The 24,039-nt window shown below is 73.4% G+C and carries 23 protein-coding genes; 11 read left to right on the top strand and 12 right to left on the bottom strand.

The window, feature by feature from the left end; all coding sequences use genetic code 11:
• Window positions 1-407: 407 nt before the first annotated feature.
• On the bottom strand, window positions 408-2,072 hold the full coding sequence (locus tag ABZ404_RS23520; RefSeq protein ID WP_358837367.1) for an amidase family protein: 1,665 nt from the start codon (window positions 2,070-2,072) through the stop codon (window positions 408-410).
• Window positions 2,073-2,218: 146 nt separating this feature from the next.
• Window positions 2,219-2,491, bottom strand: a complete 273-nt coding sequence (locus ABZ404_RS23515) for a DUF3253 domain-containing protein (RefSeq protein WP_358837368.1) — start codon at window positions 2,489-2,491, stop codon at window positions 2,219-2,221.
• Between the two features lie 324 nt (window positions 2,492-2,815).
• On the opposite strand from ABZ404_RS23515, the gene ABZ404_RS23510 reads away from it, so the two are divergent.
• On the top strand, window positions 2,816-3,064 hold the full coding sequence (locus ABZ404_RS23510; RefSeq protein WP_358837369.1) for a chaplin: 249 nt from the start codon (window positions 2,816-2,818) through the stop codon (window positions 3,062-3,064).
• Window positions 3,065-3,184: 120 nt separating this feature from the next.
• On the opposite strand, the gene ABZ404_RS23505 is transcribed toward ABZ404_RS23510, so the two are convergent.
• The 3 genes from ABZ404_RS23505 to ABZ404_RS23495 form a co-directional block, all read right to left on the bottom strand.
• Entirely contained in the window at window positions 3,185-3,850 is a 666-nt protein-coding gene (locus ABZ404_RS23505; protein ID WP_358837370.1) for a hypothetical protein, read from the bottom strand.
• Between the two features lie 154 nt (window positions 3,851-4,004).
• Complete coding sequence (locus ABZ404_RS23500) at window positions 4,005-4,760, bottom strand: hypothetical protein (RefSeq protein WP_358837371.1); 756 nt, start codon at window positions 4,758-4,760, stop codon at window positions 4,005-4,007.
• Between the two features lie 51 nt (window positions 4,761-4,811).
• A complete protein-coding gene (locus ABZ404_RS23495) occupies window positions 4,812-6,722 on the bottom strand; it encodes a hypothetical protein (RefSeq protein WP_358990831.1) in 1,911 nt (636 codons plus the stop codon).
• 555 nt (window positions 6,723-7,277) lie between these two features.
• Here ABZ404_RS23495 and ABZ404_RS23490 point away from each other — a divergent pair.
• From ABZ404_RS23490 to ABZ404_RS23475, 4 genes are all read left to right on the top strand, one after another.
• Entirely contained in the window at window positions 7,278-7,499 is a 222-nt protein-coding gene (locus ABZ404_RS23490; protein ID WP_358837549.1) for an acyl carrier protein, read from the top strand.
• On the top strand, window positions 7,496-8,710 hold the full coding sequence (locus tag ABZ404_RS23485) for a beta-ketoacyl-[acyl-carrier-protein] synthase family protein (protein ID WP_358837550.1): 1,215 nt from the start codon (window positions 7,496-7,498) through the stop codon (window positions 8,708-8,710). The genes ABZ404_RS23490 and ABZ404_RS23485 overlap by 4 nt, the downstream gene beginning before the upstream one ends.
• On the top strand, window positions 8,707-9,630 hold the full coding sequence (locus tag ABZ404_RS23480) for a hypothetical protein (RefSeq protein WP_358990828.1): 924 nt from the start codon (window positions 8,707-8,709) through the stop codon (window positions 9,628-9,630). The genes ABZ404_RS23485 and ABZ404_RS23480 overlap by 4 nt, the downstream gene beginning before the upstream one ends.
• A gap of 94 nt (window positions 9,631-9,724) precedes the next feature.
• Complete coding sequence (locus tag ABZ404_RS23475) at window positions 9,725-11,218, top strand: patatin-like phospholipase family protein (protein WP_358837800.1); 1,494 nt, start codon at window positions 9,725-9,727, stop codon at window positions 11,216-11,218.
• Window positions 11,219-11,220: 2 nt separating this feature from the next.
• Here the strand turns inward: ABZ404_RS23475 and ABZ404_RS23470 are convergent, their stop codons facing one another.
• Window positions 11,221-11,367, bottom strand: a complete 147-nt coding sequence (locus tag ABZ404_RS23470; RefSeq protein ID WP_358837801.1) for a hypothetical protein — start codon at window positions 11,365-11,367, stop codon at window positions 11,221-11,223.
• Window positions 11,368-12,176: 809 nt separating this feature from the next.
• Between ABZ404_RS23470 and ABZ404_RS23465 the strand changes: the two genes are divergently transcribed.
• On the top strand, window positions 12,177-12,836 hold the full coding sequence (locus ABZ404_RS23465; RefSeq protein ID WP_358836782.1) for a DUF6629 family protein: 660 nt from the start codon (window positions 12,177-12,179) through the stop codon (window positions 12,834-12,836).
• A gap of 147 nt (window positions 12,837-12,983) precedes the next feature.
• On the opposite strand, the gene ABZ404_RS23460 is transcribed toward ABZ404_RS23465, so the two are convergent.
• A complete protein-coding gene (locus ABZ404_RS23460) occupies window positions 12,984-13,190 on the bottom strand; it encodes a hypothetical protein (RefSeq protein ID WP_358836783.1) in 207 nt (68 codons plus the stop codon).
• A 255-nt stretch (window positions 13,191-13,445) separates the two neighbouring features.
• Between ABZ404_RS23460 and ABZ404_RS23455 the strand changes: the two genes are divergently transcribed.
• Together ABZ404_RS23455 and ABZ404_RS23450 are read left to right on the top strand one after the other, a co-directional pair.
• Window positions 13,446-13,823, top strand: coding sequence for a hypothetical protein (locus ABZ404_RS23455; protein ID WP_358836784.1), 378 nt, complete (start codon window positions 13,446-13,448; stop codon window positions 13,821-13,823).
• Window positions 13,824-13,934: 111 nt separating this feature from the next.
• Window positions 13,935-14,198 carry a GlsB/YeaQ/YmgE family stress response membrane protein gene (locus tag ABZ404_RS23450; RefSeq protein WP_358836785.1) on the top strand — a complete coding sequence of 88 codons (264 nt, stop codon included), beginning with the start codon at window positions 13,935-13,937 and terminating at the stop codon, window positions 14,196-14,198.
• A gap of 115 nt (window positions 14,199-14,313) precedes the next feature.
• On the opposite strand, the gene ABZ404_RS23445 is transcribed toward ABZ404_RS23450, so the two are convergent.
• Window positions 14,314-14,838 carry a MepB family protein gene (locus ABZ404_RS23445; protein WP_358836786.1) on the bottom strand — a complete coding sequence of 175 codons (525 nt, stop codon included), beginning with the start codon at window positions 14,836-14,838 and terminating at the stop codon, window positions 14,314-14,316.
• A gap of 116 nt (window positions 14,839-14,954) precedes the next feature.
• On the opposite strand from ABZ404_RS23445, the gene ABZ404_RS23440 reads away from it, so the two are divergent.
• Window positions 14,955-15,590 (top strand): class I SAM-dependent methyltransferase, encoded by a 636-nt coding sequence (locus ABZ404_RS23440; protein WP_358836787.1) that lies wholly within the window; start codon window positions 14,955-14,957, stop codon window positions 15,588-15,590.
• A 109-nt stretch (window positions 15,591-15,699) separates the two neighbouring features.
• On the opposite strand, the gene ABZ404_RS23435 is transcribed toward ABZ404_RS23440, so the two are convergent.
• Entirely contained in the window at window positions 15,700-16,161 is a 462-nt protein-coding gene (locus ABZ404_RS23435) for a MarR family transcriptional regulator (RefSeq protein WP_358836788.1), read from the bottom strand.
• 432 nt (window positions 16,162-16,593) lie between these two features.
• On the opposite strand from ABZ404_RS23435, the gene ABZ404_RS23430 reads away from it, so the two are divergent.
• Together ABZ404_RS23430 and ABZ404_RS23425 are read left to right on the top strand one after the other, a co-directional pair.
• Window positions 16,594-17,817, top strand: a complete 1,224-nt coding sequence (locus tag ABZ404_RS23430) for an MFS transporter (protein ID WP_358836789.1) — start codon at window positions 16,594-16,596, stop codon at window positions 17,815-17,817.
• 217 nt (window positions 17,818-18,034) lie between these two features.
• Window positions 18,035-19,696, top strand: a complete 1,662-nt coding sequence (locus ABZ404_RS23425) for a tannase/feruloyl esterase family alpha/beta hydrolase (RefSeq protein ID WP_358836790.1) — start codon at window positions 18,035-18,037, stop codon at window positions 19,694-19,696.
• Between the two features lie 38 nt (window positions 19,697-19,734).
• Here ABZ404_RS23425 and ABZ404_RS23420 read toward each other — a convergent pair whose 3' ends face one another.
• The 3 genes from ABZ404_RS23420 to ABZ404_RS23410 form a co-directional block, all read right to left on the bottom strand.
• Window positions 19,735-20,940 (bottom strand): VWA-like domain-containing protein, encoded by a 1,206-nt coding sequence (locus tag ABZ404_RS23420; protein ID WP_358990836.1) that lies wholly within the window; start codon window positions 20,938-20,940, stop codon window positions 19,735-19,737.
• 116 nt (window positions 20,941-21,056) lie between these two features.
• Window positions 21,057-22,331: a MoxR family ATPase gene (locus ABZ404_RS23415; RefSeq protein WP_358990825.1), complete on the bottom strand. Its 1,275-nt coding sequence runs from the start codon at window positions 22,329-22,331 to the stop codon at window positions 21,057-21,059.
• A 113-nt stretch (window positions 22,332-22,444) separates the two neighbouring features.
• Window positions 22,445-23,866, bottom strand: a complete 1,422-nt coding sequence (locus ABZ404_RS23410; RefSeq protein WP_358835789.1) for a hypothetical protein — start codon at window positions 23,864-23,866, stop codon at window positions 22,445-22,447.
• Window positions 23,867-24,039 lie beyond the last annotated feature (173 nt).

Genomic DNA, 24,039 nt, shown 5'->3' with positions numbered 1-24,039 from the left:
GGTTCGTCTGCGGCCGGGGAGAAACACCCGAACCGCTCGGCGACTCATCCAGTTCTACCGGCCACCCCCAGCCCTGGCAACGACCCCTCCTACTAGGCCGGTTCGCAGGGAAGGACGAGAGTCCCCGCCCTGGCCGGGCGGCCGTTTACGCAGGTGGAAGCGGTGATGAGCCGGCCAGTGAGGCCCTCTGAGGGCTACGACGTCCGTTCGTACGTGACGTGGGTCCTATGGGACGAGTCACCTTGAGGGTGTCCGATTTTCACGAAGAGTGACGGTTCATACCCTTTTGAGGTGGTGGTGGGGCGCGGCGATCGCCTCGAAATCAGAGGGAAACGGGCGACTAGACGCCGTCCTTCACAGCCTGGGGCGAGCCCGCGCCCCACCCGTAGCGCTCCGACGCGGTCCGCTCAGGGGGCGATGGCGCCCACGGACGGCAGATAGCGCGGCGCCCGCCAGGCCCGCAGCCGTCGCTCCACGGCGGCTCCCAGCGAGAGCAGCTCGGCGTCCTCGTGGTGGCCGGCCATCAGCAGGAGCCCGACCGGCAGCTCACCCACGGCTCCGGCGGGCACCGACAGCGAGGGGTACCCGGCCACCGCCGCGGGGGTGGAGGACGGGATCACGTCGTTGTCGCCGCGCGCGCAGTCGGTCGTCCAGGCCGGCGGGTTCGTCGGCGCGGCGATGGCGTCCAGGTGGTGGGCGGCCAGCGTCTCGTCGAGCGAGCGCCGGGACAGTTCGGCCAGCTCGGCGCGCAGGGCGCGGTACCCCGGGTCGGTGGTGGGCGGGGCGGCGAGGGCCTGCTCGAACAGCTCCTGCCCGGCGAAGCAGGCCTGCTCCCGGGAATGGGCACGGTTGAACGCGATCAGCGCGGCGAGGTCCCGGGGCCCCTGGCGCGTACGCAGGTAGGCGTCGATGTCCCGGTGGAACTCGCTGAGCAGCGCGGGGAATTCGAGCTCGGCCAGCCGGTCCTGGTACGGGGGCGTCACCTCGACGACTTCGGCACCGGCGGCTCGCAACGTCCCCGCGGTACGGGTCATCACGGCGTCGACCTCGGGGCCGAGCGAGGGCAGGCGCCACAGACCGATGCGCTTGCCCCACAATCCGCCCTGCCGACCCACCGATTCGGTCCACTGGGGCGTACGTTGGGCCGGTATGGCGTCAGCACCCGACCGGTCCTTGAGGCCCGTGACGCCGGGGACACCCGTGGGGCTCGTGAGGCCCGTGACACGGTTTCCGGTGAGCACGGACAGCGTCAGCGCGGTGTCGATGACGTTGCGGGCCATGGGCCCGGCGGTGTCCTGCTCGGCGGAGATCGGCACCACTCCCCTCTGGCTCACCAGACCGAGACTGGGCTTGAGACCGACCACCCCGTTCATCCCGGCCGGGCACACGATGGACCCGTCGGTCTCGGTACCGATCGCCACCTGGGACAGCGAAGCGGCGAGCGCCGCGGCCGAGCCGGCGGAGGATCCGCACGGGTTGCGGTCGAGGACGTACGGGTTGTTCGTCTGGCCGCCGACGGCCGACCACCCCGACGTCGGCTTCGCCGCGCGGAAGTTCGCCCACTCCGACAGGTTGGTCTTGCCGAGGATCACCGCTCCCGCCTGCCGCAGCCGGTTCACCAGAACCGCGTCCTCGGCCGGCGGCTTGCCCGCAAGTGCGAGCGATCCCGCCGTGGTCGGCAGGTCCCAAGTGCCGACGTTGTCCTTGAGCAGCACGGGAATGCCGTCGAGCGGTCCGCGCAGTCGGCCGCCGCGCTGCCGTGCGTCGCTGGCGGCGGCCTGTCGCAGGGCCGACGGGTCGGTGTAGAGCACGGCGTGGATCTTCGCGTCGATGGTCTCGATCCGCCGCAAGTACGCGCGGGTCAGCGTCAACGACGTCAGCGTCCCCTTGGCCCTGTCCGCCTGTAACTCCGGGATCGTCACCCTGTCCAGGTCGATCCCTTCCAGAGCTGACGCTCGGCGCGGCGGTCCGTCCGTCGCGCCGATGTCCTGCGCGCTCGACCCTGGCGCGCCCGCCAGCAGCGCTCCGCCGACCACGGCGGCGATCAGTGCACCCACTCTGCTCGATGTCATGGCAGACAGGGCACTACACGCCTGCGCCACGGCGCAAGGGTCGTCCCGGCCGGGAACGCTGCCCCGTCGGGCGCGGCCCCCGGGCGTGCGGGCAGCGTCGCGGCGCGGGGCCTACCGTCGACGAGGCAGCCTCGTCGTCGCGACGTTCACCGGATGCGGCGGATACGGATCGGTCCCCGCGCCTGAGAGAGTTCGACGGGTCGGCCACTTTGAGTGATCTCGACCTCGCCGGCCTCGACCAGTCGCCGGGCCGCGCGCCGGGCGGGTTCCATGAGCGCGCGCCAGCCGTCGTCGTCCCCGTCGTACACCGCCCGTGCGGCGTCGGAGGGGCAGATCGTCGCGGTGGCGCTGCGACGCTCCAGCAGATCCAGAATGGCGCGTTCCAGACGCCGCTCGGTCTGCCGTTCGGTGTCGGTCACTCTCCCAGTGTGGCAGCAGCGGCAGGGGCGCGATCCGGGCCGTGCGCAGGACCACGGCACGCAGGCTGTCACCCGTTTGGGCTAACCCGATGCGACGCCCAACCCCTGTCGGACCAGGCTGGAGAGGGAGCCCAGGCACCCTCGCCGATGAGCGTACGGGAGGTGCTCCGCCATGCGCGCCGAGACACGTCCAGCGGGTACACCTGGAACGACACTGACGAGCGCCCGGGCCGCCACGAACCCGATGGGGCGGAACCGGTCTGTGCAAGCCGCGTCCCGCCACGGGAGACCGTCTTCACCCTGAAGATTTCCCTGGAGGTTGTCATGCGTATGCGCATCGTCGCCGCTACCACCCTGACCGCGGTCCTCACCCTGGCAGGAGCGGGTACGGCCCTCGCCAACGACGGCCCGGGCCCTGACACCACGACCGGCGTGGCCAGCAACTCGCCCGGCCTCCTTTCCGGCAACGTGACCCAGGTGCCGATCCACATTCCGGTCGCCGTGTGCGGCGACACCATAGATGTCATCGGCCTCCTCAACCCCGCCACCGGGAACAGCTGCACCAACGGCTAGGCACCGCACCCCGCCATCTCGATCGGCTGGGGCGTGACGCCCGGCCGGGGCAAGTCCGACGGGCCTGAGCGCCCGGGACTTGTCCCGGCTGCCCCCAACCGCACTCTCAGTCGCGGGCCATCACCGGGTGGTCCACTCCCAGGACGCGGCCTTCATGTAGTCCTTGTCGGTGGACAGGGCCGTCGTCCAGACAAGCCGCTTCGGCGGGTTCGACGCGTTTCCGGCGAAGACCGTGCAGAGCGTGTGGGTCTCGCCGACGTCCCATCCCATGTAGACGGGTGGCACCTCGCACCCGCCATCGACGTATCCCGTGTGGACGGTCGGCCGGTCCGCGACTTTCACGCCGTTCTTGTCGAGGGCCGCGGCATGGGCTCCCAGGTCGGCGTTGGGTGACTGGGGCTTGCCTGCCTTCAGCGTGTACGTGAAGTAGACGAAGTACGGTGTGTCGCCCATCAGTTCGCCCGGGGCGACCGTGTCCCAGTGCAGGGACTTCGCCTGTTCGCGGGTCCCCCTGACGATTTTCTTGGCGGCGACTTCGAACGTGCCGCCTCCCGTGTTCGCGGGCTGGTACAGCTTCGGTGAGGGTTGGCCCATCGCCAGCGCCGGACCCCACTCCCCCTTCGGGGACGCACTCGCGGACGGGCTCTCCTGACTGGAACCGCCCTTCACCGGCCGCCCCTCGGAGATACCGGGGTTGCCGCTCTCCGCGTCACCGCCACATGCGGTGAGCGTCAGTCCGAGGAGGGCGAGGAGTACCCCGTACAGGGGTGTGGAGCGGCGGTGCATACGTTCATCCTTCGGCCACAGGTTCCGGACCCGGAGGAGCGGAAGCCTGAGCAGCCCGCGGATTCCCCCTGGTCGCGCTAGCGCGTCGTGTACATGCTAAGTGCCTTTCTCGCGGCGAAGGGCACGACCATCACCCCTCCCCGCGCCCTCCCCATCACGTACGGAAGTAGCGCGTGAACGCCGTGGCGTCGGTGCCCAGGACATCGCCGAAGGGTGAGTCGAGTTCCCGGATGAGCAGGACGAGGAATGTGATGAGCCCGGCCAGGCCCATCACCATGACGATGTGGGTGAAACTGCGCCGGATGCCGAAGATGAACATGAAGGCGACCGTCAGCACCCCGCCCATGATCAGGCCCAGCCAGAGGACGGGCGACAGGCTGCTCTGGGCGTCGGCCTCGCGTCCGCGCCGGGCCTCGTCGAGCGTGCCCAGTTGCGCGAGGAGTTCCTGAGCGGCGATCTGCTGGGCGGGGGTGGCCGTGGCCGGAAGCCGGGTGGCGGTGCGCAGTTGGTTCAGCAGCGTCCAGCCCTCGGGGCCGAGGCTCTCGCCGTCCGCCATCCGCGGCCACTCGGCGGTGACGACGTGGTGGGCGTACTGGCCGGAGAGCGTACGCACCTGTTCCCGCTCGTCCGCCGGCAGCGCGTCGGCGACCAGATACGTCTCGTGCAGCGCACTGGCCTCCTCCTGTACGTGGGAGGAGGCACTGCTGCTGGTCTCCCATACGGACACCAGGGCCAACCCGAGCACGAGGGCGTAGAGGACGCCGACCATCATCGAGATGTACTCGGCGACGTCCTCGCGCGGTTCCTCGTCGGGGCCCGGCGGGAAGAGGCGCCCCTTCGCCACGACCACGGCGGCGGCGAGCATGGCCACCCCGAGAACAATGGCGAGGCTTTGCAAGGTGTCAGGCACGGGAGTCCCTCTGGATCACGGGGTGCGTCACGGGGCGGATCACGGGGTGGATCACGGGCGGCGTGAACCCATCAGCGCCGCCGCGAGCGCGGCGGGAATGAGGAGCAGAAGCAGGACGGCCACGACGGACAGGCCCGAAACCTCCCGAGCCCTGCGCCGCACCCGGGTCAGGACCGAGGCCTCCTCTCCGGGGCGTTCGTTGGTACGGGGCGGCCGCGGCCGGGGCGGCACCACCGGCGCCGGAGGCCGCGGGGGTGTGACACCGGCCGTCCCGCCGCCGGGCTGTGCGGGCGCCGCACCCGCGATGCCTCCGCCGGGTGGTGCGGGCGCGATCCCGGCCGCCCCGCCGCCGCCCGGGGCCACGGGCGCCGCGCCGGCCGTACCTCCACCGGGCACCGCGGGCGCCACGCCGCCGGTCCCCGCAGCGGGCGGTGCGGGCGCCACGCCTGCCACTCCGCCCCCGGGCGCGACACCGGGCGCCCCGCCTCCCGGGGCTCCGGCCACCCCGCCTCCCGGGGCTCCGGCCACCCCGCCTCCTGGTGCTCCGGCCACCCCGCCTCCCGGTGCCGCGGGCGCGACGCCGGCCGCCCCACCGCCCGGCTGCTCGACGCCAGCACCCCCCGCGCCCGCGCCCCCGGCCCCGGCGCCCGGAGCCACGGGTACGGCACCGGCGGTTCCGCCATTGGCCGGGGCGGGTCCGGTCCCCACGGCCCCCTCTCCGAAAAGGGGAGCCGCCGGCGTTTCCCCGGGCGCGAAGGGGCCGGGGGGACCGGGGGGCGCGATCGGCGCGCTGTAGAAGGGCGGCTGGGCGAGCAGGCCGCGCGTGGCCGGGCCGGGCGGCTGCCCCGGCAGGCCGCCGGCCGGCGGCGGTACGGCCGGTACGGGTGCGGCAGCCGAACCCGGCGCCCCGCCCGGCCCCGACGCCCCGCCTGCCCCTGACGCTGCGCCTGGTGTGCCTGCTCCGCCCGCCCCGGGCGTCCCAGGTGCTCCGGGTGCTCCGGGTGAGCCCGGTGGTGCCACCGTGCCGGGGCCCGTCGAGGGAGGCGCCTGCTGACGCAGAGGAGGGCGTGGCTGCAAGGGGAACGCCGGACGGAAGGGGAACGGCGGTGCCAGGGCCGCCGGGGGGAGAATCGGTGGCGTGGGGACGCTGAACGAGAGCGAGGCGTGCGCGGTGAGGACGGGGGGTGCTTCGCCGCCCCCCGCCGGGCCCAGCGTGATCGTCCGGTCGCTTCCCGTGGCCACGCCCGCGCTGCGGTACGTACCGGGGGGCCGCACGACCTGCGCGGCGCACGTCACGGACGTACCGGGGGGCAGATCGGGGACGTTCGTACGGCCGGAGCAGTCGATGCGGCCGGGTGCCAGCGCGGGGTCGGCCAGCCGTACGTCGTACACCGTCCTGTTGCCGGGGTTGGTCAGGACGTAGCGGACCTCGGCCTCGTTGAAACTGGTCAGCAGCGCGCTCTCGGACAAGGACAACTGCCCGGCCACACCCGCGTAGCCGCTGTGGGCCACAGCCTTCATCCGTATCCCGAGGGAGGCGATCGCGCCGGTCGCGGTCACCCAGCCGGTGTGCGGGCCGGGGGCGGCGGGAAACCGGGCCGTGCAGGTGGTGCTCGACAGGGCCCGCAGGGTTCCGGGACTGCCGGAACCGCCGCCGCAGCGGAGCAGCGCGGGCGCTACGGCCGGATCGGTCAGACGCACCGAGGAGAGGTCGGCCCCGCTGCGGTTGGTGAGCCGGTAGACCTTGACGACGAATGCGCCGGCCCGGATGCCGGGCTGTACCGCGCCGAGCCCGGGACGGGTGTTGACGGTGACGGTCAGCTGGAGGCCGTTCTCCCCGACTCCTCCCGCGCGGGCCGCCGGTGCGCGGTCCGCGTAGGCCGCGCACATCGCGGCCGTGATCGTGCACACGGCGAGGAAGGCCGTGTGCCGGCCCAGTGGGCACCCGCGCCGAAGCCCCATCCTGACCACCTTTGAGCGAGGATCGCTGTGAGGCAGATGGTCACCGGTCGCCGTGCGGCAACGGCCGCAGGCGTGCCGGTGCAGTCGTATTTTCTGCCTGATATCGCCCTGATGGGTGAGCGGCGGGCCATGTGCCTGCCGGGTTCGCCGCCCCGGCCGGGGTACTCGGTCCGGCTCAACCGGGATCTTTGATGGAAGGGGCACCACTCCCCCGATCGGCCGATCGCCGCGCCCGGGAGGCGGGGAAGGCATGGCGTATGACGAACGTGAGTGCATCCGGGTCGCCGGTGCGACCTCGGCACACAGGGCCGGCCTCGGCCCGGGCGGATCGCCCGGGTACGGGACGCCGGGCGGGTGCCGCGCCGCTGGGGCGGATCCGGCGGACGGGGCACCACTGACTCCCTGGAGCGCGCGGTTCGGCGCCTCCGGCCACCCGGGCAGCAAGGCCACAGCGAGGCCCGGTCGGCGCTGGTCCGACGACTGGTCCGGCCGAGGCGACGAAAGCCCGGGTCGCCGTTCTCTTCCATCGACTCCACGAGCCCTTTGGGGATGTCCATGTTCACTGAAGTCCGAGCCCTCATCTCCGAAACGCTGCGGATTCCGGCCGACGACCTGGCCCTGGACACGTCCCTGGCCGATCTGGACTCCCTCGCTCGCGCCGAACTCGCCGTCGCCCTGGAGAACTCCTATCGCGGTGCCGTCGACGGTGACCGGGCGGCGCGCGCCCAGACCGTGGAGGAGCTCGTCACCCTGCTGGAGCGAGGGCTGCGCCGGTGAGCGGCGCCGTCGTGGTCACGGGGCTGGGCCTGGTGACTCCGGCCGGCGTCGGCGTGGCGGAGAGCTGGGCCGGCATCTGCTCCGGGCTGCCGACGGCGGTGGTGGAACCCCTGCTCGCGCCGTCGCCCGTCCGCCTGGCGTGCCGGGTGACCGGTTTCGACCCCGAGCGGGTACTGGGTGCGGAGCGCGCCCACCGTACGGCGCGGTTCGGCCAGTTCGCGCTGGCCGCGGTGGCGGAGGCCCTGATTGACGCGGGGCTCGACCCCGCGCAGTGGGACGGTTCGCGCGTCGGCATGGTCCTGGGCAACTCCGTGGGCGGACTCGATGCCTGCGTCCTGGCGCAGGAGACGATGCGCGACCGGGGCGCCCAGGCCGTCTCCCCGCTCCTCCTGCCGCACTACCTGTCGAACATGGCGGCCGGGCAGACCACGATCGCGCACCGGATCACCGGCCCCTGCCTGGTGGTCTCGACGGCCTGTGCCTCGGGCACCACGGCGATCGGCACCGCCTTGGACATGCTGCGTGCCCGGCGCTGCGACATCGTCGTGGCGGGCGGCACCGAGGCGCCGCTGACCCCGGTGGTGGCCACCGGTTTCGCCCAACTGGGCGCGCTGTCCCGTGCGGAGGACGCGAAGGGGGCGTCCCGACCGTTCGATTCCCGGCGTGACGGCTTCGTCCTGGCCGAAGGCGCCGGCGTGCTGATCCTGGAGCGGGAGGAGCACGCCCTGGCGCGCGGGGCCCGCGTCCGTGCCCGCGTCGCGGGACGGGGCGAGACCGCGGACGCCCATCACCCGGTGGCACCCCACCCCGACGGCACCGGGCTGGAGCGGGCGGTGCGCGACGCGCTGGCCGACGCCGATCTGTCCGCGTCCGAGGTGGACCACGTCAACGCCCACGCCACGGGGACGCCTCGCGGGGACGCGGCCGAGGCAGCGGTGCTGGCCCGGGTCTTCCCCCACCGGCCGCCCGTCACCTCCATCAAGGGCGTGACCGGTCACAGCCTGGGGGCGGCGGGAGCCATCGAGGCGGTGTGCGCCGTGCTGTCGATCACCCACCGGACCATCCCCGGCACGGCCAACCTTCGCGACCCCGACCCGGCCACCGACCTGCACCTCGTCCCCTCCACCCTGCGCCGGACGGTGAAAGCGGTGCTCACGCACTCGGTGGGCTTCGGCGGGCAGAACGCCGCGTTGGTGGTGACGGCCCCGTGAGCGCGCCCGGGCCGGCCGCCCTGCGGCGCGGCACCGCCGTAGGGCACTGCCTGCGCCTGGCGTGGGTCTATCTCGTCTTCTTCGAACTCCCGGCCCTGCGCGCCCTGCTGTCGCGCCGGGCACGGGACACGCGCGCCCGTGAGCAGCTCTTGGGCCACCTGAGCCACCGGCTGCTGACCACGGGCATCGAGAAGGCGGGATTCTTCCTGGAGGGCCGTCACGCGCCGCCCTCCATCGAGCCCGGTCGCCCGGTGGTGCTCCTTGTCCGTCACTCCGGCCCCTTCAACCCCCAGCTGCTGGCCCTGCTCGCCTGCCATGAACTGGGACGCGGCCTGATCTCGGTGGGACGCCTCCTGCCGGCCTGGGATCCGGCCCTCGCGTTCTTGCTGCGTCCGCCGCGGGTGGCGCTGATCCGGTGGAACCGGCACGGTCCGGCACGGGCCATGCGGTTCCTGATCCACCACGCCCAGAGGCTCGGCCCGGACGACGTGCTCGCGTTCTTCCCCGAAGGGACGCACATGACCGCTGCGCGAAGGCGCAGGGTCCTGGCGGCCCTGCACACGTCCGATCCCGCGCGCGCGGCGTGGGCCCGGGACCTGCGGCACGTGCTTCCCCCGGTGCCGTCCGGGGCGGCGCGGGTGCTGGCCCAGGCCGTCGAGGCCGATGTCGTCGTCGTGGGCCACACCGGGCTGGAAGACCCGCTGAGCTGTCTGACCGACCTCGGCTATCCGGCGACCGGCCACCGCCGCGTACACCTGCGCTGGTGGCACACCCCGGCGGCGGACGTACCCCGCGAACCCGCGGCGGCCGCCGCCTGGCTCGATCAGCAGTGGGCGGCCATGGACGCGTGGATCTCCCGCGTCCGCGCCCCGGCCGCGGCTCCGGCCCCTGGCCATGTCCCGGCCCCTGCCCCACAGTGACCGCACCGGCTCAAGGGCTGCCCGCCTGGTTGAGCACTCAGTACGCCGACCGCGCGCTTCGCGCCCGGATCACCGCCCTGGAGAGGCCGCAGAGATGACACACCACCCCACCCACACGCCCGAAGTCGCCTTCGTGCTCGGCGGAGGCGGCGCCCTCGGCGGCCACCAGGTAGGCATGGTCCGTGCTCTCTTCGAGCACGGGATCACTCCCGACCTGGTCATCGGTACGTCCATCGGGTCGATCCAGGGAGCCATGATCGCCAGGAACCCGACGCCGACGGTGTGCGAGGAGATGCTGCGCTTCTGGCACGACTTCGTCGCCGACCGGGTCATGGGCCTCACCCCGCGCAGCCTGCTCAAGGCGCTCGCCCTGCGGCCCGAGATCAAGACGAACACCGCCGTACGCGCCCTCCTGGCCACCCACTTCGCCCAGCCGAGCAGGATCGAGGATCTCCAGGTCCCCTACCAGTGCGTCGCCGCGTCCATCGAGCGCGCGGCCGTACGGTACTTCGACTCCGGACCCCTGCTCCCCGCGCTGCTGGCCTCCAGCGCCGTGCCGGGGCTGTGGCCTCCGGTCCGGATCGGTGCCGAGCACTACGTGGACGGAGGGGTCGTCGAATCCGTACCCCTGGCGCGGGCCGTGGCCAGTGGCGCTCACACGATCTACGTCCTGCGGATGCGGCAGAACGAACGCCCCCTGCGCCCGGCCCGTACCCCCTGGCACCTGGGGGCGACCATCTTCGAGGTGTCCCGCAGGCACCATCTGCACCAGGTCCTCAACAGCCGTCCCGATGGCGTACGCGTCCACGTCCTGCCCAGTGGTGAGGATGCCCCGATGCGGGGGCCGGAGACCCGGTGGCCCAGCAGGAGCAGCGAACTGGCCGCCATCCACCGCCGCATCGACCTCAGTTACGCCGCCACCAGCCGCTATCTTGAGGCCCGCGCCACGCGGCAGCCGGTCGTTCCGCGCCGCACGGCACCCAGACCGCACGTCCATCCCGCGTGGCCCGGGGAGGTGCCGTCCCTGGTGACGGAGAAGCACCGGCGGCAGTTCCACCTCTTCGACACCGACGCGGACGGTGTCGTCACGGCGGCGGACTTCACGGCCGCCGCCACCCGGATGGCCACGCGCCTCGGGCACGAGACGGACAGCCGGCAGGCGCTGGCCCTCCGCGACGCGTTCGCCACGTACTGGCGCAGTCTGACCGGCGAGGCCGGGGTGTTCTCCTCGCAGTCCCTGACGCGCGAGCCGTTCACGACCGCCCTGGCCAAACTCGCCTTCACCCCCGCCACGTACGACACCTGCATTCTGCCGCTGGTCACGGCCATCCTGATGGCGGCCGACCACGACCAGGACGGTCTTCTCGGCAGGTCCGAGACGCGTCAGCTGGTACGGGCCCTCGGCGCGGACGAGGCGGAGGCCGCCCACATCGCCCACCGGCTGGACACCAACGGGGACGGCATGACCAACCTCGACGAACTGAGCGAGTCCCTCCACGACTATTTCACCAGCGACGAGCCCGGGTGCGTGGGAAACCTGCTCTTCGGCGGGGCTGCCCCCGAGGCGCCGGGGGCGAGTCCGTCGTGAGGTCAGCGCCCGCCGCGCAGCCGCTTGAACATCCCGCGGGCCTGCTCCCGCTTGCGCGGGTCGGAGGCCGCGCGCCGCACCGAGGCGATCGTCCGCTGCCCCTGCGGGGTGCGGCTGAACTGCTTGATCTTGGCGAGGAGACCGGACATGAAACCCTCCCGATGTAGCGAGCCGTGACGCTACGTCGTCTGCCCCGGCACTGCCGGTCGAAACGGCGGCGCGGATGCCGCGCGGGGGCGCGGCGGGTGTCGCGGGGAGCACGCTGAAGCGCCGGGAGGACGGGGAGCCGTCCGCACCTGCGGGCGCTCGGGGAACGGCGCTCAGACGGGGTCCCGCGCCCCCAGGGCGGCGATGTCGAGAACGGTGCGGGCCTGGCGCGGCGCCGCGGTGTCGACGAGGGCGCCGGTTTCGTCGAGCCAGGGCGCCCGAGCCCGCCGTGTGGGCTGCCTCGACGCTCCACAGGAGGCGACGTGCGGCGGCCACGGCCTGGTCGCTCGGCGCGAAAGCGGCGGTGACGACGGGGACTTGGGCGGGGTGGACCACCGAGCGGCCGAAGAAGCCGCGTTCGCGGCCACGGGCGCGGTCCGCCGCCGGCCCGTCGAGGTCGCGTACGACAGGGAAGACGCTCATGGGCGGGCGCGGCAGCCGACCCGCGGCGGCGGCGAGCATCACGCGGTGGGCGGCCGCGTCCAGCACGTCCCGGTGTGCGGTGCCGAGTTCGGCCGCGAGGTCGGCCGCCCCGAAGGCGAGGCCCGTCACCGAGGGGTGTGCGGTGGCCGGCGCGTAGGCGTGCTCACGGTCGCCGAGGTCGACGGCTTCCGACCCGTCCCCGCGGCGCACCCGGGCGGGCGGGACCGCCCGCCAGGTAGGGGCGAGCGCGGGTCCTTCGACTTCGAGGACACACCGCCGTCCTCCGGTGGGCACCCACACGCGCCACAGGAGTCGTACCGTGGCTCCCATGTGCTGGAGTGCGACAGCCGACCTCGTCGCGGGTGCGGGCATCGCGGCCGTGGGAGTCGTCTCGGTGACCCTCGCGGCCCGGCGCCCCCGCGATGTGCCCCTGGCCGCGCTGCCGCTCCTCCTGGGGAGTCACCAGATCGTCGAAGCCGCGGTGTGGCACAACGACGGTGGCACCGGGCCCGCCACGGTGGCCTGGGCCGTCATCGCGCTTCCCCTGCTGGCGCTGTGGGTACCGGCGGCCGTCCTCTGCGCCGCGCCGCCGAGCGCGCGCCGCCGTCTGCTCATCCCCTTGGCGGCAGGACTCGCGACCGCGACGGCACTCGCCCACGCGCTGGCGACCCGCACCGTGACGGCCGAGATCCGCGGGCACACCGTCGGCTACTCCCTCGGCCTTGCGCAGCCGGAACTGATCGTCGGCGGCTACCTCCTCGCCACGATCGGATCCCTGCTCCTGTCCGGCGACCGTGGCATGGTCCTGCTCGGTGTGCTGGTCGCCGTGGGAGCCGCGGTGTCCGCCGCGCTGTGGCGCCAGGAGTACATCTCGACGTGGTGCGCGTCCGCGGCGGTGTGTTCGGTGATCGTGGCGCTCTGGGCGAGAGGGCGCCGTCCGCCGGCTCAGGTCGCGGGGCCGTCGGGCCGAGGCATGCGAGAGGCGTGACCGGGACCTGGTGAGGGCGGCCCGGAGACCTCACCCGCCCACCCGTGGCCGGCGCACGGGCGCGGCGGTGGGACACGGGCGCCGACCGGGCCCGCGCCCTGTTACCCCGACAACGCTTTCGGCCCAGGCCCCGGCTCGTGAAGCGTCCTACCGCTTGGGGGGCTTGACCCAGCCCGCGCGCACCAGCTGGTCGCAGTGCCACTTGGAGTAGCTCCGGCTCTCGCCCTTGTTCCGGGCGGCCTTGATGCAGTCCGCGTACGGCCACGGCGGCCCGTCGAGCCGGGGAGAAGAGGCGGGGGCGGCCGCGGAGGCGCCGTGGGCGTGGACCGGGCCCGCCAGTCCCAGAGCGGACATGGTCAAGACCGTGACAGCAATGATTTTCCTCATGGCCTGTCAACGATCACCGTGCGCGGGGGACACGCCCACCCGCCGGGGTGGCCGTCGTTCCGCCGGGACCATCACCCGAACGGACTCACCGGCCGTCACTCGGGGACCCCTCCCGGCGGCACGCGACCGGTGATCCGTCCGCTAAGGTGCCTGCGGCCCGAAGGGGCCGGAACCCGGGTGCGGCTGGAGGAGCCCGGCCGGGTGGGAGTCGGGAGGGGCGCCATGGACACCATCGCGACGGTACTGCGGAAGGCGCTGGCGATCGGCGGGGCCACCGGGGTGGCCGTGGTCGACTTCCGCCAGCGCCGGGTCCTGGGTTCCCTCGATCGCGGCAGCGGGCTCGACATGGACAAGGTCGCCTACGGGGACAGCGACGTGATGCGCGCCAAGCTGTACACCCTGGAGCTCCTCGGCTACGCCCCGGACAGCGTCGAGGACATCCTGATCACCCTCGGCACCGAGCTCCACCTGATCCGGCCGCTGCTGCGGCTGCGTGAGGGCGGCCTCTTCATCTACCTCGTCCTGGACCGCGAACGCGCGCTGCCCCTGGAGGAGATCCGTGCGGCACTCCGTGCTCTGGAGCCCCTCCTGGAACTGTAGGCGCACCAGCCCCGGCCATCGGACGGCCGGGACATCTTCCACGAAGCCGTGGCGTGTGAGCACGCGTCGTGCGGGCATCCGACCAGCGAACGACTTCGAGGAAGGGACGGCATGGAGATCTCCGGCATCATCACCGCCATCATCATCGGCGCAATCATCGGCGTTCTGGGCCGCCTCGCCCTGCCCGGCCGCCAGCACACCGGCATCCTGTGGACCATCGCCGTCGGTATCATCGCCGCTCTGATCGGTACCGCCATCGCCGCCGCCCTGGACGTGGCGGACACCAAGGGCATCGACTGGATCGAACTCGCCATCCAGATCGCACTCGCCGCAGTCGGTGTCGCCGCGGTCGAACGGATGAAGGGCCGGCGCTGACCGGCAGGCAGGTTTTCCCACATCGGCCGCCCGGGGATCTCCCCGGGCGGCCGACGCGTACCCACCATCCGGGCGCCCTTGAGGTCATACGGGGAAACACCAAAAAGGAAACTCGCTAGGGGTGGTAGAGGGTTCGGGCACGTGCCGTGTCGGCCCGGCCGTCCTCGTCGAGCCGCAGGAAGTGGGCCACCTGCCACGCCTGCGTACCGCGTGCCTGTCGGTTGGTGGTCGTCACCCAGGGCGGATAGACACGAAAACCCCGTTTGCCGCCCACTCCGGCTCGCGAGACGATGCCGCGCTCGCACAGCACGTCGCGCGGGAACACGAACTGCCCGAAGTGCCCGCCGTCGCGACTGCTGACGACGAAGAGGTCGATGCCGTCGTCGACGTCGAAGGGGCGGATCGGGCCCTGCGCGGACCGCTGCCATACGGTCACGAACTGGCCGACCTTCGTCGGGGTGGTCCTGGCCACGCGGAACCGTACCGCCAGCCCGTCCAGGGTGAACCCATGAGCCGCGTACTCCGCACTCTCCGGCTCGGGCACCGGCCGAGTGCAGACGAAGCCGCTCGGGTCGTACACCCGTGTCCTCGCCGCCACCAGGTCATCGGGAAGCCCCGACCAGGGAAGATTCGTCGCCACTCCCCCATCCTGCCATCAGCTCATCACACCCCTCCGACATGGGCAGCGTTGGTGATAATCTGCCGTGCTGTCAGATTGCTCAAGGTTCTTCCCGGCGTGCGGAGGTGCGAGCGCAGATGACGGACTGGGCCGAGTACTGGGACCGTCGTTACACCCACGGTGACATCGGCTGGACGCTCGCTCCCCACCCGCTGGCGGTCGAGGAGCTGGCGCTGGTGGCGCCGGACGCGCCTTCCGGCCCGGCGGCGGCACGGCCCCGCGCCCTCGACCTCGGGGCGGGTGCCGGACGCCATACGTTGTGGCTCGCCCGCCGCGGCTGGCAGGTGACGGCCGTGGACATCTCCTCGGTGGCCCTGGAGCGCACACGCCGGCAGGCCGAGGAGGCGGGGGTGGAGGTGACGACCGTCCTGGCGGATCTGGGTTCCTACGAACCGCCGCGCTCCACCTTCGACCTCGCCCTCATCACGTACGTCCACCTCGAACCGGCACAGCGGGAGGCACTCCTGGCGCGTACGTCCGAGGCGCTGGTTCCGGGCGGACGGCTGGTGATCGTGGGGCACCATCTCGACAACCTCGGCATCGGCCTCGAAGGGCCGTCCGAACCGGAGCGGATGTACACCCCGGACCGCCTGCGCGCGGAACTGCCGGACCTGCGCGTCGAACGCGCCGAGCGGGTGGTGCACACCGTCACCACGTCGACGGGCGAGCGCGAGGCGTACGCCACGGTGATCAGGGCCAGTCGGCCCAGGTAACACGGCGCGTACCGCCGCGCGAAACGGATACGGGGACGGGGACGGGGACCTCGACTGAGGGGCGACGGGCGCCGACCGCCCGCGCCCCGCTCCTCCCTTCCACCCATCCTCAGAGACCGGGGCCGCACACCACCAGACGTACCAACAGGGCCCGCAGGGCTTCGCTTTCCTCGGTGGACAAAGGGCCCAGGAACTCGCGGTGGACCCCGGCCAGCACCTCCTGCGCCTCCCGCAGCCGTCGCAGTCCCCGTCCGGTCAGGTGCAGCGCCAGGGCCCGGCGGTCGGGGCCGCGCCTGCGTTCCATCAGGCCCGCCCCCTCCAACTTGTCGACCAGGGTGACGACGGTCATGCGATTGATGCGGAGCTTGTTGCCCACCGCCCGCTGGTTGATTCCCGGTTCGGCGGCGACGACGCTCAGCACATCGAATTGACGCATCGTCACCTGAAGTGGCGACAGATCACGCTCGACGGAACCCGCCACCGTCCGGGCCGCTCTGCACAACAGGAAGCCGTGCCACTGCCGAAGCCCTTCGCACAAGAGTGGATCCGTGACGCCGAGTTCCTTGCCCACGGCCAATCCTCCGGCTCCTTCGGCGAGCGCCAGGTGCAGCGCACGGTCTGCCCCAGGGCACCTGCCGGGGCCAGGCGGCGCGGCCTCGCGCCTCGGGTCCGACAGCAGCACTGACTGCCTTTCAGACAGAAGACCAATGACTTTGAGACACGTCAAGCCTCCGCGGCGGTCAGGACGGGCACGCGGCACGCGCTCCGGCGCGTGACCAGTCGCGCGGACGGCCCGTTGCGCCAACGGGGCGCTCGCGCGGGCCTGTTGGCGCGTGCGAGGCCGCGCGCCCGCGTTGACGATTCCAGCGGGCCGCCCCATACTGACCCATCAGGTCCTCTGACTATCAGCGCTAGTGATTAATTGCCTTCCGGCAGCCATGGAGGCGCGGGCGCACGCGAGAACCGCGGCCCGTCAGCAGACCGACGAACCGGAGGGAAGGCAGTGGACAAGCGCACCACCGACGCCCAGGACATGCGGCTGATCTACGCCGGCTCCTTCCTCGGCAACTTCGACCGGATCGTGATCACCCCGCTGCTGCTGCCCGCCTCCAAGGGCCTGGGCGTCAGCCTCTCCTCCGTCACGATCGCCCTCACCGCCTATCTGCTGCTGTTCGGTCTGATGCAGCCCATCCACGGTCTCGTCTCCGACGTGTACGGGCGCGTACCGGTCATGCGGGTCGCCCTGATGGGCATGTGCGTCGCGGATCTGGTGTCCGCGCTCGCCCCCAACCTGGGCGTACTGATCCTCGGACGCGCGCTCGCGGGCGCGTCGGCGGCCGCCCTGCTGCCCGTGATGGTCGCGTACGTGGGCGACCGGCTGCCGTTCGCCCAGCGGCAGCGGACCGTCGCGAGCGTGCTCGCGGCCGGGGCCGTCGGCACGGCCGCCGCGACCGTGGTGGCGGGGGTGTTCACGCACCTGTGGAACTGGCGCGCCGCGATCCTGCTGGTGGCGATCTGCTCGCCGCTGCTCGTCCTCGCCTTCGGCCGCCTGCCGGAGGCATCCGCCCCGGCGCCCAGCGGCACGAGCGTCTCGGCCCGGCTCGGCATGGTCTTCCGGATCGGCTGGTTCCGGTTCCTGGTGGCCTTCGCGGTCTTCGAGGGCGCGGCCATGCTGGGCTTCTTCAACTTCCTCAACACGGCCCTCCAGTCGGGCGGCCACAGCGTCGTGTACGCGGGTCTGGTCACCGGCAGCTATGGTCTGGCCGCTGTGGTGGGCGGTGTGGCGGTACGCGCCCTCGGCCAGCGGGTGTCGGCCGCCACCCACTTCGCCGTCGGCAGCGCGCTGCTCGGCGTGGGCTACCTGGTCTGCGTGCCCACCCAGTCGATGCTGACCGTACTGACGGCCAGCGTGCTGTCCGGGCTCGCCTTCGCCCTGGTGCAGTCCACGGTGCAGACCTGGGGGACCGAGGTCGCGCCGCCGCAGGTACGCGGCATCGCCACGTCGCTGGTGGCATGCGCGGTGTACACGGGCGCTGCCCTCAGTACGTATCTGGTCAGCGGGCTGGCCGACGACGAGCACTTCGGCACGCTCTTCGCGATCGCCGCCGCCGTCACCCTGCCCGTCGCCCTCGTCGGACCGGTCGCCCGCGCACGGTTCTCGGCGTCCCTGGCCCTGCGGCAGGAGCAGTCCCTTCCCGCACAGCCGCCCACGACGCAGACGCCGTAGCGCCAGGAGTTGGCGGCTGCCCGCAGGCTGCCGTACGACGTCCCGGCCGACCGGAACCGCGTGTCGCCCGCAGGGCTGTTTCACAGCAGAGGGCCGGGGTCTCGGTGCATACACCCCGTCCCCCGCCGATGTGTGCGCCCACGCCATGGTCCCCTCCCCCACGGCCTCCCTAATCTGTGCGCGCCCCCTACCCTCCCGCGCACCTCATGGAGCCGCCATGAAGAAGGCCGTCGCCGTAACAGGACTCGCGCTCACGCTCATGGGCACCACCAGCGCTCTGCCCGCGGCGCACGCCGCACCCGCTCCGGGATCGTGCGCCGCCCTGCCCGGCCGTACGATCCCGGCCTCGGTGATCGGGCTGCCCACCACCGGCGGTGAGGTGACGGCCGCGACCCCTGTCGCTGCCACCGGGACCGGGGCCACCGCGACCGGGGCATACTGCCGGGTCGACGCCTCCCTGCACCCCGTGGACCCCGGCGCCCCCGACATCCACCTGCGGGCCGCCCTGCCCGTCCGCTGGAACGGCAAGGCCATGATGTTCGGCGGCGGCGGATACGACGGTACGGTCCCCGACGTCACCGGCAACGTCCCCTTCGGTCCCCTCGACCGGCCCCGGCCACTCGGCCGCGGCTACGCCACCTTCGCCGGCGACTCCGGCCACCAGGCCACCCCCGGCTTCCCGCCGACCCCCTCGCTCGACGGGTCCTTCGGCCTCAACGACGAAGCCGTGCGCAACTTCGCGGGCGACGCCCTCAAAAAGACCCGGGACGCCGCCCGCTATCTCATCCGCCTGCATTACGCGGGCGCCACCCCCACCCACACCTACTTCGCCGGCGGGTCCAGCGGCGGACGCGAGGCGCTCGCCGTCGCCCAGCGCCGACCCGGGGACTTCGACGGCGTCATCGCCGCTTATCCCGCCTGGAACGCCGCGAGCCTGGACCTGTTCTTCGGATACGAGGCCCAAATCCTCTCCCGCCCCGGAGCCTTCCCCGGCCCCGCGAAGCAGGACCTGCTCCACCGCCGCGTCGTCACTGCCTGCGACGGCCGGGACGGCTTGCGCGACGGCGTCGTCTCCGACGAACGCGGCTGCCGCTTCGACCCCCGCACGCTGCGCTGCCCCCACGGCCTGGACACCGCGGACACCTGTCTGTCCGACCCGCAGATCCACGCAGTCGAAGCGCTCTCCGCGCCCCTGCGGTGGCGCTACCCGCTGGCCAGTGGTGAGCGCGGTTACCCCGGCTTCCCCTTCCTGTCCGGCGCGGACATGACCACTCCCCTGCTCGGCATGGGAGCGGTGGCGCCGGGCCACCCGATGCCGACGAACAGCGGCTACGGCGTGCAGTTCTGGGACCAGTGGGCGCGCTACTTCGTCACCCGCGACCCCTCCTTCGACGCCCTGTCCCTCGACCCGCGCCACCCCGGCGCGTGGCGGCGGCGCATCAGCGACCTGTCGGCCCTCCAGGACGTCAACAACCCCGACCTGCGCCCCTTCGCCCGGGCCGGCGGGAAACTGCTCATCCTGCACGGCACGGCCGACGAACTCGTCAGCCACCGCTCCACCGTCGACTACTTCGAGCGCGTCCAGCAGCGCGTCGGCCGGCGCGCCACCGACGCCTTCGCCCGGCTCTACCTCGTCCCCGGCGCCAACCACGCCAACATCGACGCCTCGTTCGCGGCGAGCTGGGACTCGCTGAGCGCTTTGGAGGACTGGGCCGAGCGGGACACGGCGCCCGCCCGGCCCGTGGTCACCGACGCCAACCCCGCCGCGCACGGCAGGACCCGGCCGCTGTGCGCCCACCCCTCCTGGCCGAGGTACACCGGCGTCGGCAGCCCCGACTCCGCGGCCGGCTTCACCTGCTTCCCCGCACCCCGCCCGTAGACCTCGCCGGACGCCTTCCGCCCAAGCGCCGCGTCCCCTCAGCCGATGGTGACGACACGCGCCCAGGGCGGCGGGGCGTCCGGAACGTAGTCGGGGTTCTCCTCGTCCACGGCGCCGGCGGGACGGCGGAAGAGGCCGACGACGGTGCGGCAGGGCGGCCGGGCGGAGGGCCACGGTGTCTGACCATCCGTCAGGGCGACGATCACGTCCGGGCGCGGCCGGGAGCGCAGCGCGCGGGCGAAGCCCGAGCGCAGGTCCGTCCCCCCGCCGCCGACCAGTTCGATGTTCTCGGCACGGCAGAGCGGCACGGCGACCCCGGCCGCCGCGTCGCAGGAGATCACCGAGACCAGGTCGCGCCGCCCGCCCACCGCCCGTGAGATCGCCGCCACCTCCAGCAGGGCGCTGCCCAGCTCGGCGTCGCTCACCGACCCGGAGGTGTCGATCAGGACGCACACCCGGGCCGGTGTACGGCGCAGGCTCGGCAGCAGGACGCCGGGCACACCGGCCGAGCGCCGGGACGGGCGCCGGTAGCTGTGGTTCTCGCCCACCCCCGGCGCGCTCGCCGCCGAACGGATCGCGGCCCCGAGCAACTGCCGCCACGGCTGCGGCGCGTGGAAGGCCTCGTCCGCCCAGCGGCGCCACCCCTCCGGCGCGTCGCCGGGCCGGCCCTTGATGCCCTCGGCGACCCGGAAGCGGACCGCGTCCCGCTGCTGCCTGCTCAGGCCGTGGGCCCCGTCGGGCCCCAGCTCCCACGGCCGGTCCTGCCCGTCGGCGCCGCTGCCGCAGTCCAGCCAGGCCAGGTCCGCCGCGAGCCCGGACATCGAGGCGGTCCGCAGGTACTCCTCCATCAGCAGCCCCTCGTCCAGTCCCAGCAGCGACGGGAGCACCGCGCCTGCGGGCCGGGGCAGACCGTCGCCGTAGATGTCGTCGTTGATCTCGAAGTCGGCGGCGATGTTCCGCCGCAGCCGTTCACCCGGCCCGTACTCGCCGTGCTCGCGCCCATACCGCTCGCCCCGCCCGTGGTGGTCGCGGAGCAGGTGGGAGACCTCGTGCACCCAGACGCCCGCCAACTCCTCCACGGGGGTGCGGGCGACGAAGGCCGGGGAGACGTAGCAGCGCCAGTGCGCGTCCACCGCCATAGTTGGTACGGACCGGTCCTCCACCACGTGCAGCGCGAAGAGCGCACCGGCCAGGTAGGGGCGGACCCGCACCGCGTGCAGCCGGGCGGCCAGCAACTTCTCCATGTCCAGGGCGAGTCGGGGGCGGCCGTGCGCTCCCCCGGAGTCGGCCGGCCCCGGCACGGCGGCCCGGACCGGGCGCGGCGGCGCGGGCCGGGGCACGGGGCGCTTCGCGGCCCCCGTCATCGGCGCGCCCGCGCCGTTCGCCCGGCGTCGGCCGCCGCCTCGGCGCGTTCCACCGACCGGGTGGCCCGCCGGGCAAGTCCGGCCACTCCGGCCAGCCGCTCCACCGCCTCCGGCACCTCCCACGGGTCGCGCCGCAGCGCGGCCAGCGCCTTCGCCGGGGCGACCAGCAGGTCCGGGGCGCCGGTCTCCAGTGCCCGGGCCAGCACGGCCCAGGCCGCCTCCCAGCGCGCCCGCTCCGGGCGCGTCCCCACGGCGGCCACCACCGCCTCCAGCGCCGCCTGACGCAGATCGCCCCGCGCCGGGAGTTCGGCGTGGGCCGGGTCGGCCAGCAGCGCTTCCGGGTCCGGCAGGTCCATCCGGTCCAGATGGGCAAGGAGTTCGAGCCCCGGCCCGTCTCCGACCGCGCCCCGTACCAGCAGGGCCAGCACCTCCCGGGAGACCGAGGCCGCCGTACCGAAGGCCAGCAGCGTCAGCGCGGCCTCCCAGCTCCGGGGCGAGGGCCAGGCGCCCCCGCGTCGCGTCTCCGTGCTCGGCAGGCGGTGGATCAGCGTCGGCCGGACGCGCAGGAAACCGCAGACCGCGCGCCGGGCGAACGCCACCGCCTCCGGCAGCCGCTCCGCTGCCAGCCGGGGCAGCTCGGCCCGTGGCCACACGCCGCCGAGCCCGCGCACCACCACCTCGTGGTCGTGGGTCCAGTGGAGGTGCACGAACCGGTTGGCCAGCGGCGGGCTGAGCTCCCACCCGTCCGCCGCCGACGCGCGGGGATTGGCGGCGGCCACGATCCGTACGCCCTCGGGCAGTCGCAGCGCGCCGACCCTCCGCTCCAGTACCACCCGCAGCAGCGCGGCCTGGACGGCCGGGGTGGCCGTGGAGAGCTCGTCCAGGAAGAGCAGCCCCCGTCCGGCGCGTACGAGATCCACGGCCCACCGCGGTGGCGCCATCGGGACCCCGTTCACCGCCGGGTCGTCGCCCACGACGGGCAGCCCGGAGAAGTCGGACGGCTCGTGGACGCTGGCGATCACCGTGGTCAGCGGCAGGTCGAGGGAGGCGGCGAGCTGGGTCAGAGCGGCGGTCTTGCCGATACCGGGCTCGCCCCAGAGCAGTACGGGCAGATCGGCCGCGACGGCCAGGGTGAGCGCTTCGAGCTGCTCGTCGGGGCGCGGTTCGGTGGTGGTCGTCCGCAGGAGGCTCAGGAGGCCGTCGGCGAGTGCGAGGCGGGTGTCGGTCCCGGGCGCCTCGGCGGGCGCGGGATGGAGGGCAGTGGGGTTCATGGGCATCACCTGGGGTGTGGGAGGGACGGGGCGAGCCGTCCCGGAGGTCATGGAGGCATGCGGCGCGGAACGCGCGAGAGGAGAAGGGAGCGGGACTTCGGCGGGGGTGCCGGTCAGACGGTCAGGCCGGTGCGGGGCCGGGCGCGGTTGGTCCGCTTGGCGCGCACCCAGGGAGGCGTACGGCGGTCGATGCGGGGGCGGCGGTCCGCGTCGGCGTGTCCCGTACGGAAGGTGTCGTCCTCCGCCGCCGCACCGGCGGTGGGGCGGTCGGTGTCCAGACCCGCGCGGAAGAGCCCGTGGTCGACACGGCGGGCCGCGGCCGACCGCAGTTCCTCGCGCAGCGGCCCGTCGGGCAGGACGGCACGGGGACCGAGCAGCCCCTCGATCACGGCCAGTGCCCCGGTGACATCGCCGTGGGCGAGCCGTTCCCGTACCGCGGGCAGTGCCTCCGGGCCGCGGTGCACCGCGTCGATCGCGCGCAGGCACGGCAGCGCCGGGCCGCCGAGCGCCACCAGCAGCCCCTCCCGGCGCAGTTGGGCCGGGTCGTGGTCGATCGCCGTCAGCACGCCGTCCCGCAGCGCGATCCGGTGGACCGCGCCCCGGCACTCCACCCGGTGCGGATCACCGGGGCCGGGCTCGGGAGCGGCCGACCGTGCCGGGCCGAGCTGTGGCAGCGCCGCGGCGACGAGGGGGTGCAGCCGCTCGGCCGCCACCAGCCCGGCGCGCAGCAGTTCGAGGTCCGGGAGGACCCGGGCCGCCGCCTCGGGAAGGACCGGAAGCGCCGCGATGTCCTGCGGTGGCAATGCTTCCCGCAGGGGCCGCGCCACCGGGACGTGGCTGTCGTCGGGGGCGACGAGTTCGAGTACGGCACGGCTCCGCGCGCCGAGCCGCACGGTGAAGGCCCCGCGAGGACGCCCCTCGGCCCGCAGCAGCAGCTCCGCTTCGGCGGCCCAACGGGCCACCGCCCACGGCGAGTCGGGGACGGGGGATCCGTCCGCGCCGCACCGCGGCGCCAGCTCGCCGGCGCGCTCGGCGTCCCACAGGTGGCGGTGCAGGTCGAGCCGGAAGCGGCGGTCGGGGTGGGGGTGCGGGTGCGGGCCAGGGGCGGCGTGCGCGGTCCCTTCCCACACGGCCAGCGACATGCGCTGTCCCGCGTCCGCCCGGGCCGGTGGCGTCCGTACCACCAGGTGCAGCGGTGGGGCGCCGGGAGTCCGGTAGCGGGCCAGGGAGAGGGTGAGGCCGGGCCGGAGCCGCCCGTCGGGGGCGATCCGGGGCATGTTCCAGCGGAGCAGATCGGGCGCCAGGCGCCGCAGATCCGCGCGGAGGCGGGTGAGGAGTTCGGTGCCGTGGCGGGCGCGCACGGCGTGCGGATCGAGATCGACGTCGAGCCGGGCGGCGGCGCAGGCGCCCGCCCAGTCACCGACCGCACGCCGTGCGGTGGCAGTCTCGATCATGGACGGTGGCACGGCGTACTCACGTACGCGCTGCCACATCAGAAGGCGGGCCGGAATCGGATGCGCGGAGCGAGGTGCCATCAGCACTCACCCTGCGCGAACGATTCCCCCAATCCGTACGAGGAGAAGTTCTTCATCACCGGCAGCGTAGCCACAGCGATGTTGATCCGCCACCACATAATCGCCGCACCGCGCTGCGGCGCTCCCTCGGAGGGGATGCTTCCGGTGACGGGTCCGTCACCTTTGCTCACATG

Source organism: Streptomyces sp. NPDC005878, assembly GCF_040629815.1.
Lineage (GTDB): Bacteria > Actinomycetota > Actinomycetes > Streptomycetales > Streptomycetaceae > Streptomyces.
The sequence above is the reverse complement of the archived record's forward strand: the minus strand, read 5'-3'. Positions and strand labels throughout refer to the sequence as shown.

Bases quoted from the DNA above. Each gene is read 5' to 3' on its own strand.
- ABZ404_RS23520 (WP_358837367.1), bottom strand. From the start codon at position 2,072: ATGACATCGAGCAGAGTGGGTGCACTGATCGCCGCCGTGGTCGGCGGA.
- ABZ404_RS23510 (WP_358837369.1), top strand. From the start codon at position 2,816: ATGCGTATGCGCATCGTCGCCGCTACCACCCTGACCGCGGTCCTCACC.
- ABZ404_RS23505 (WP_358837370.1), bottom strand. From the start codon at position 3,850: ATGCACCGCCGCTCCACACCCCTGTACGGGGTACTCCTCGCCCTCCTC.
- ABZ404_RS23495 (WP_358990831.1), bottom strand. From the start codon at position 6,722: ATGGGGCTTCGGCGCGGGTGCCCACTGGGCCGGCACACGGCCTTCCTC.
- ABZ404_RS23490 (WP_358837549.1), top strand. From the start codon at position 7,278: ATGTTCACTGAAGTCCGAGCCCTCATCTCCGAAACGCTGCGGATTCCG.
- ABZ404_RS23475 (WP_358837800.1), top strand. From the start codon at position 9,725: ATGACACACCACCCCACCCACACGCCCGAAGTCGCCTTCGTGCTCGGC.
- ABZ404_RS23470 (WP_358837801.1), bottom strand. From the start codon at position 11,367: ATGTCCGGTCTCCTCGCCAAGATCAAGCAGTTCAGCCGCACCCCGCAG.
- ABZ404_RS23465 (WP_358836782.1), top strand. From the start codon at position 12,177: ATGTGCTGGAGTGCGACAGCCGACCTCGTCGCGGGTGCGGGCATCGCG.
- ABZ404_RS23460 (WP_358836783.1), bottom strand. From the start codon at position 13,190: ATGTCCGCTCTGGGACTGGCGGGCCCGGTCCACGCCCACGGCGCCTCC.
- ABZ404_RS23455 (WP_358836784.1), top strand. From the start codon at position 13,446: ATGGACACCATCGCGACGGTACTGCGGAAGGCGCTGGCGATCGGCGGG.
- ABZ404_RS23450 (WP_358836785.1), top strand. From the start codon at position 13,935: ATGGAGATCTCCGGCATCATCACCGCCATCATCATCGGCGCAATCATC.
- ABZ404_RS23440 (WP_358836787.1), top strand. From the start codon at position 14,955: ATGACGGACTGGGCCGAGTACTGGGACCGTCGTTACACCCACGGTGAC.
- ABZ404_RS23425 (WP_358836790.1), top strand. From the start codon at position 18,035: ATGAAGAAGGCCGTCGCCGTAACAGGACTCGCGCTCACGCTCATGGGC.
- ABZ404_RS23420 (WP_358990836.1), bottom strand. From the start codon at position 20,940: ATGGAGAAGTTGCTGGCCGCCCGGCTGCACGCGGTGCGGGTCCGCCCC.
- ABZ404_RS23415 (WP_358990825.1), bottom strand. From the start codon at position 22,331: ATGAACCCCACTGCCCTCCATCCCGCGCCCGCCGAGGCGCCCGGGACC.
- ABZ404_RS23410 (WP_358835789.1), bottom strand. From the start codon at position 23,866: ATGGCACCTCGCTCCGCGCATCCGATTCCGGCCCGCCTTCTGATGTGG.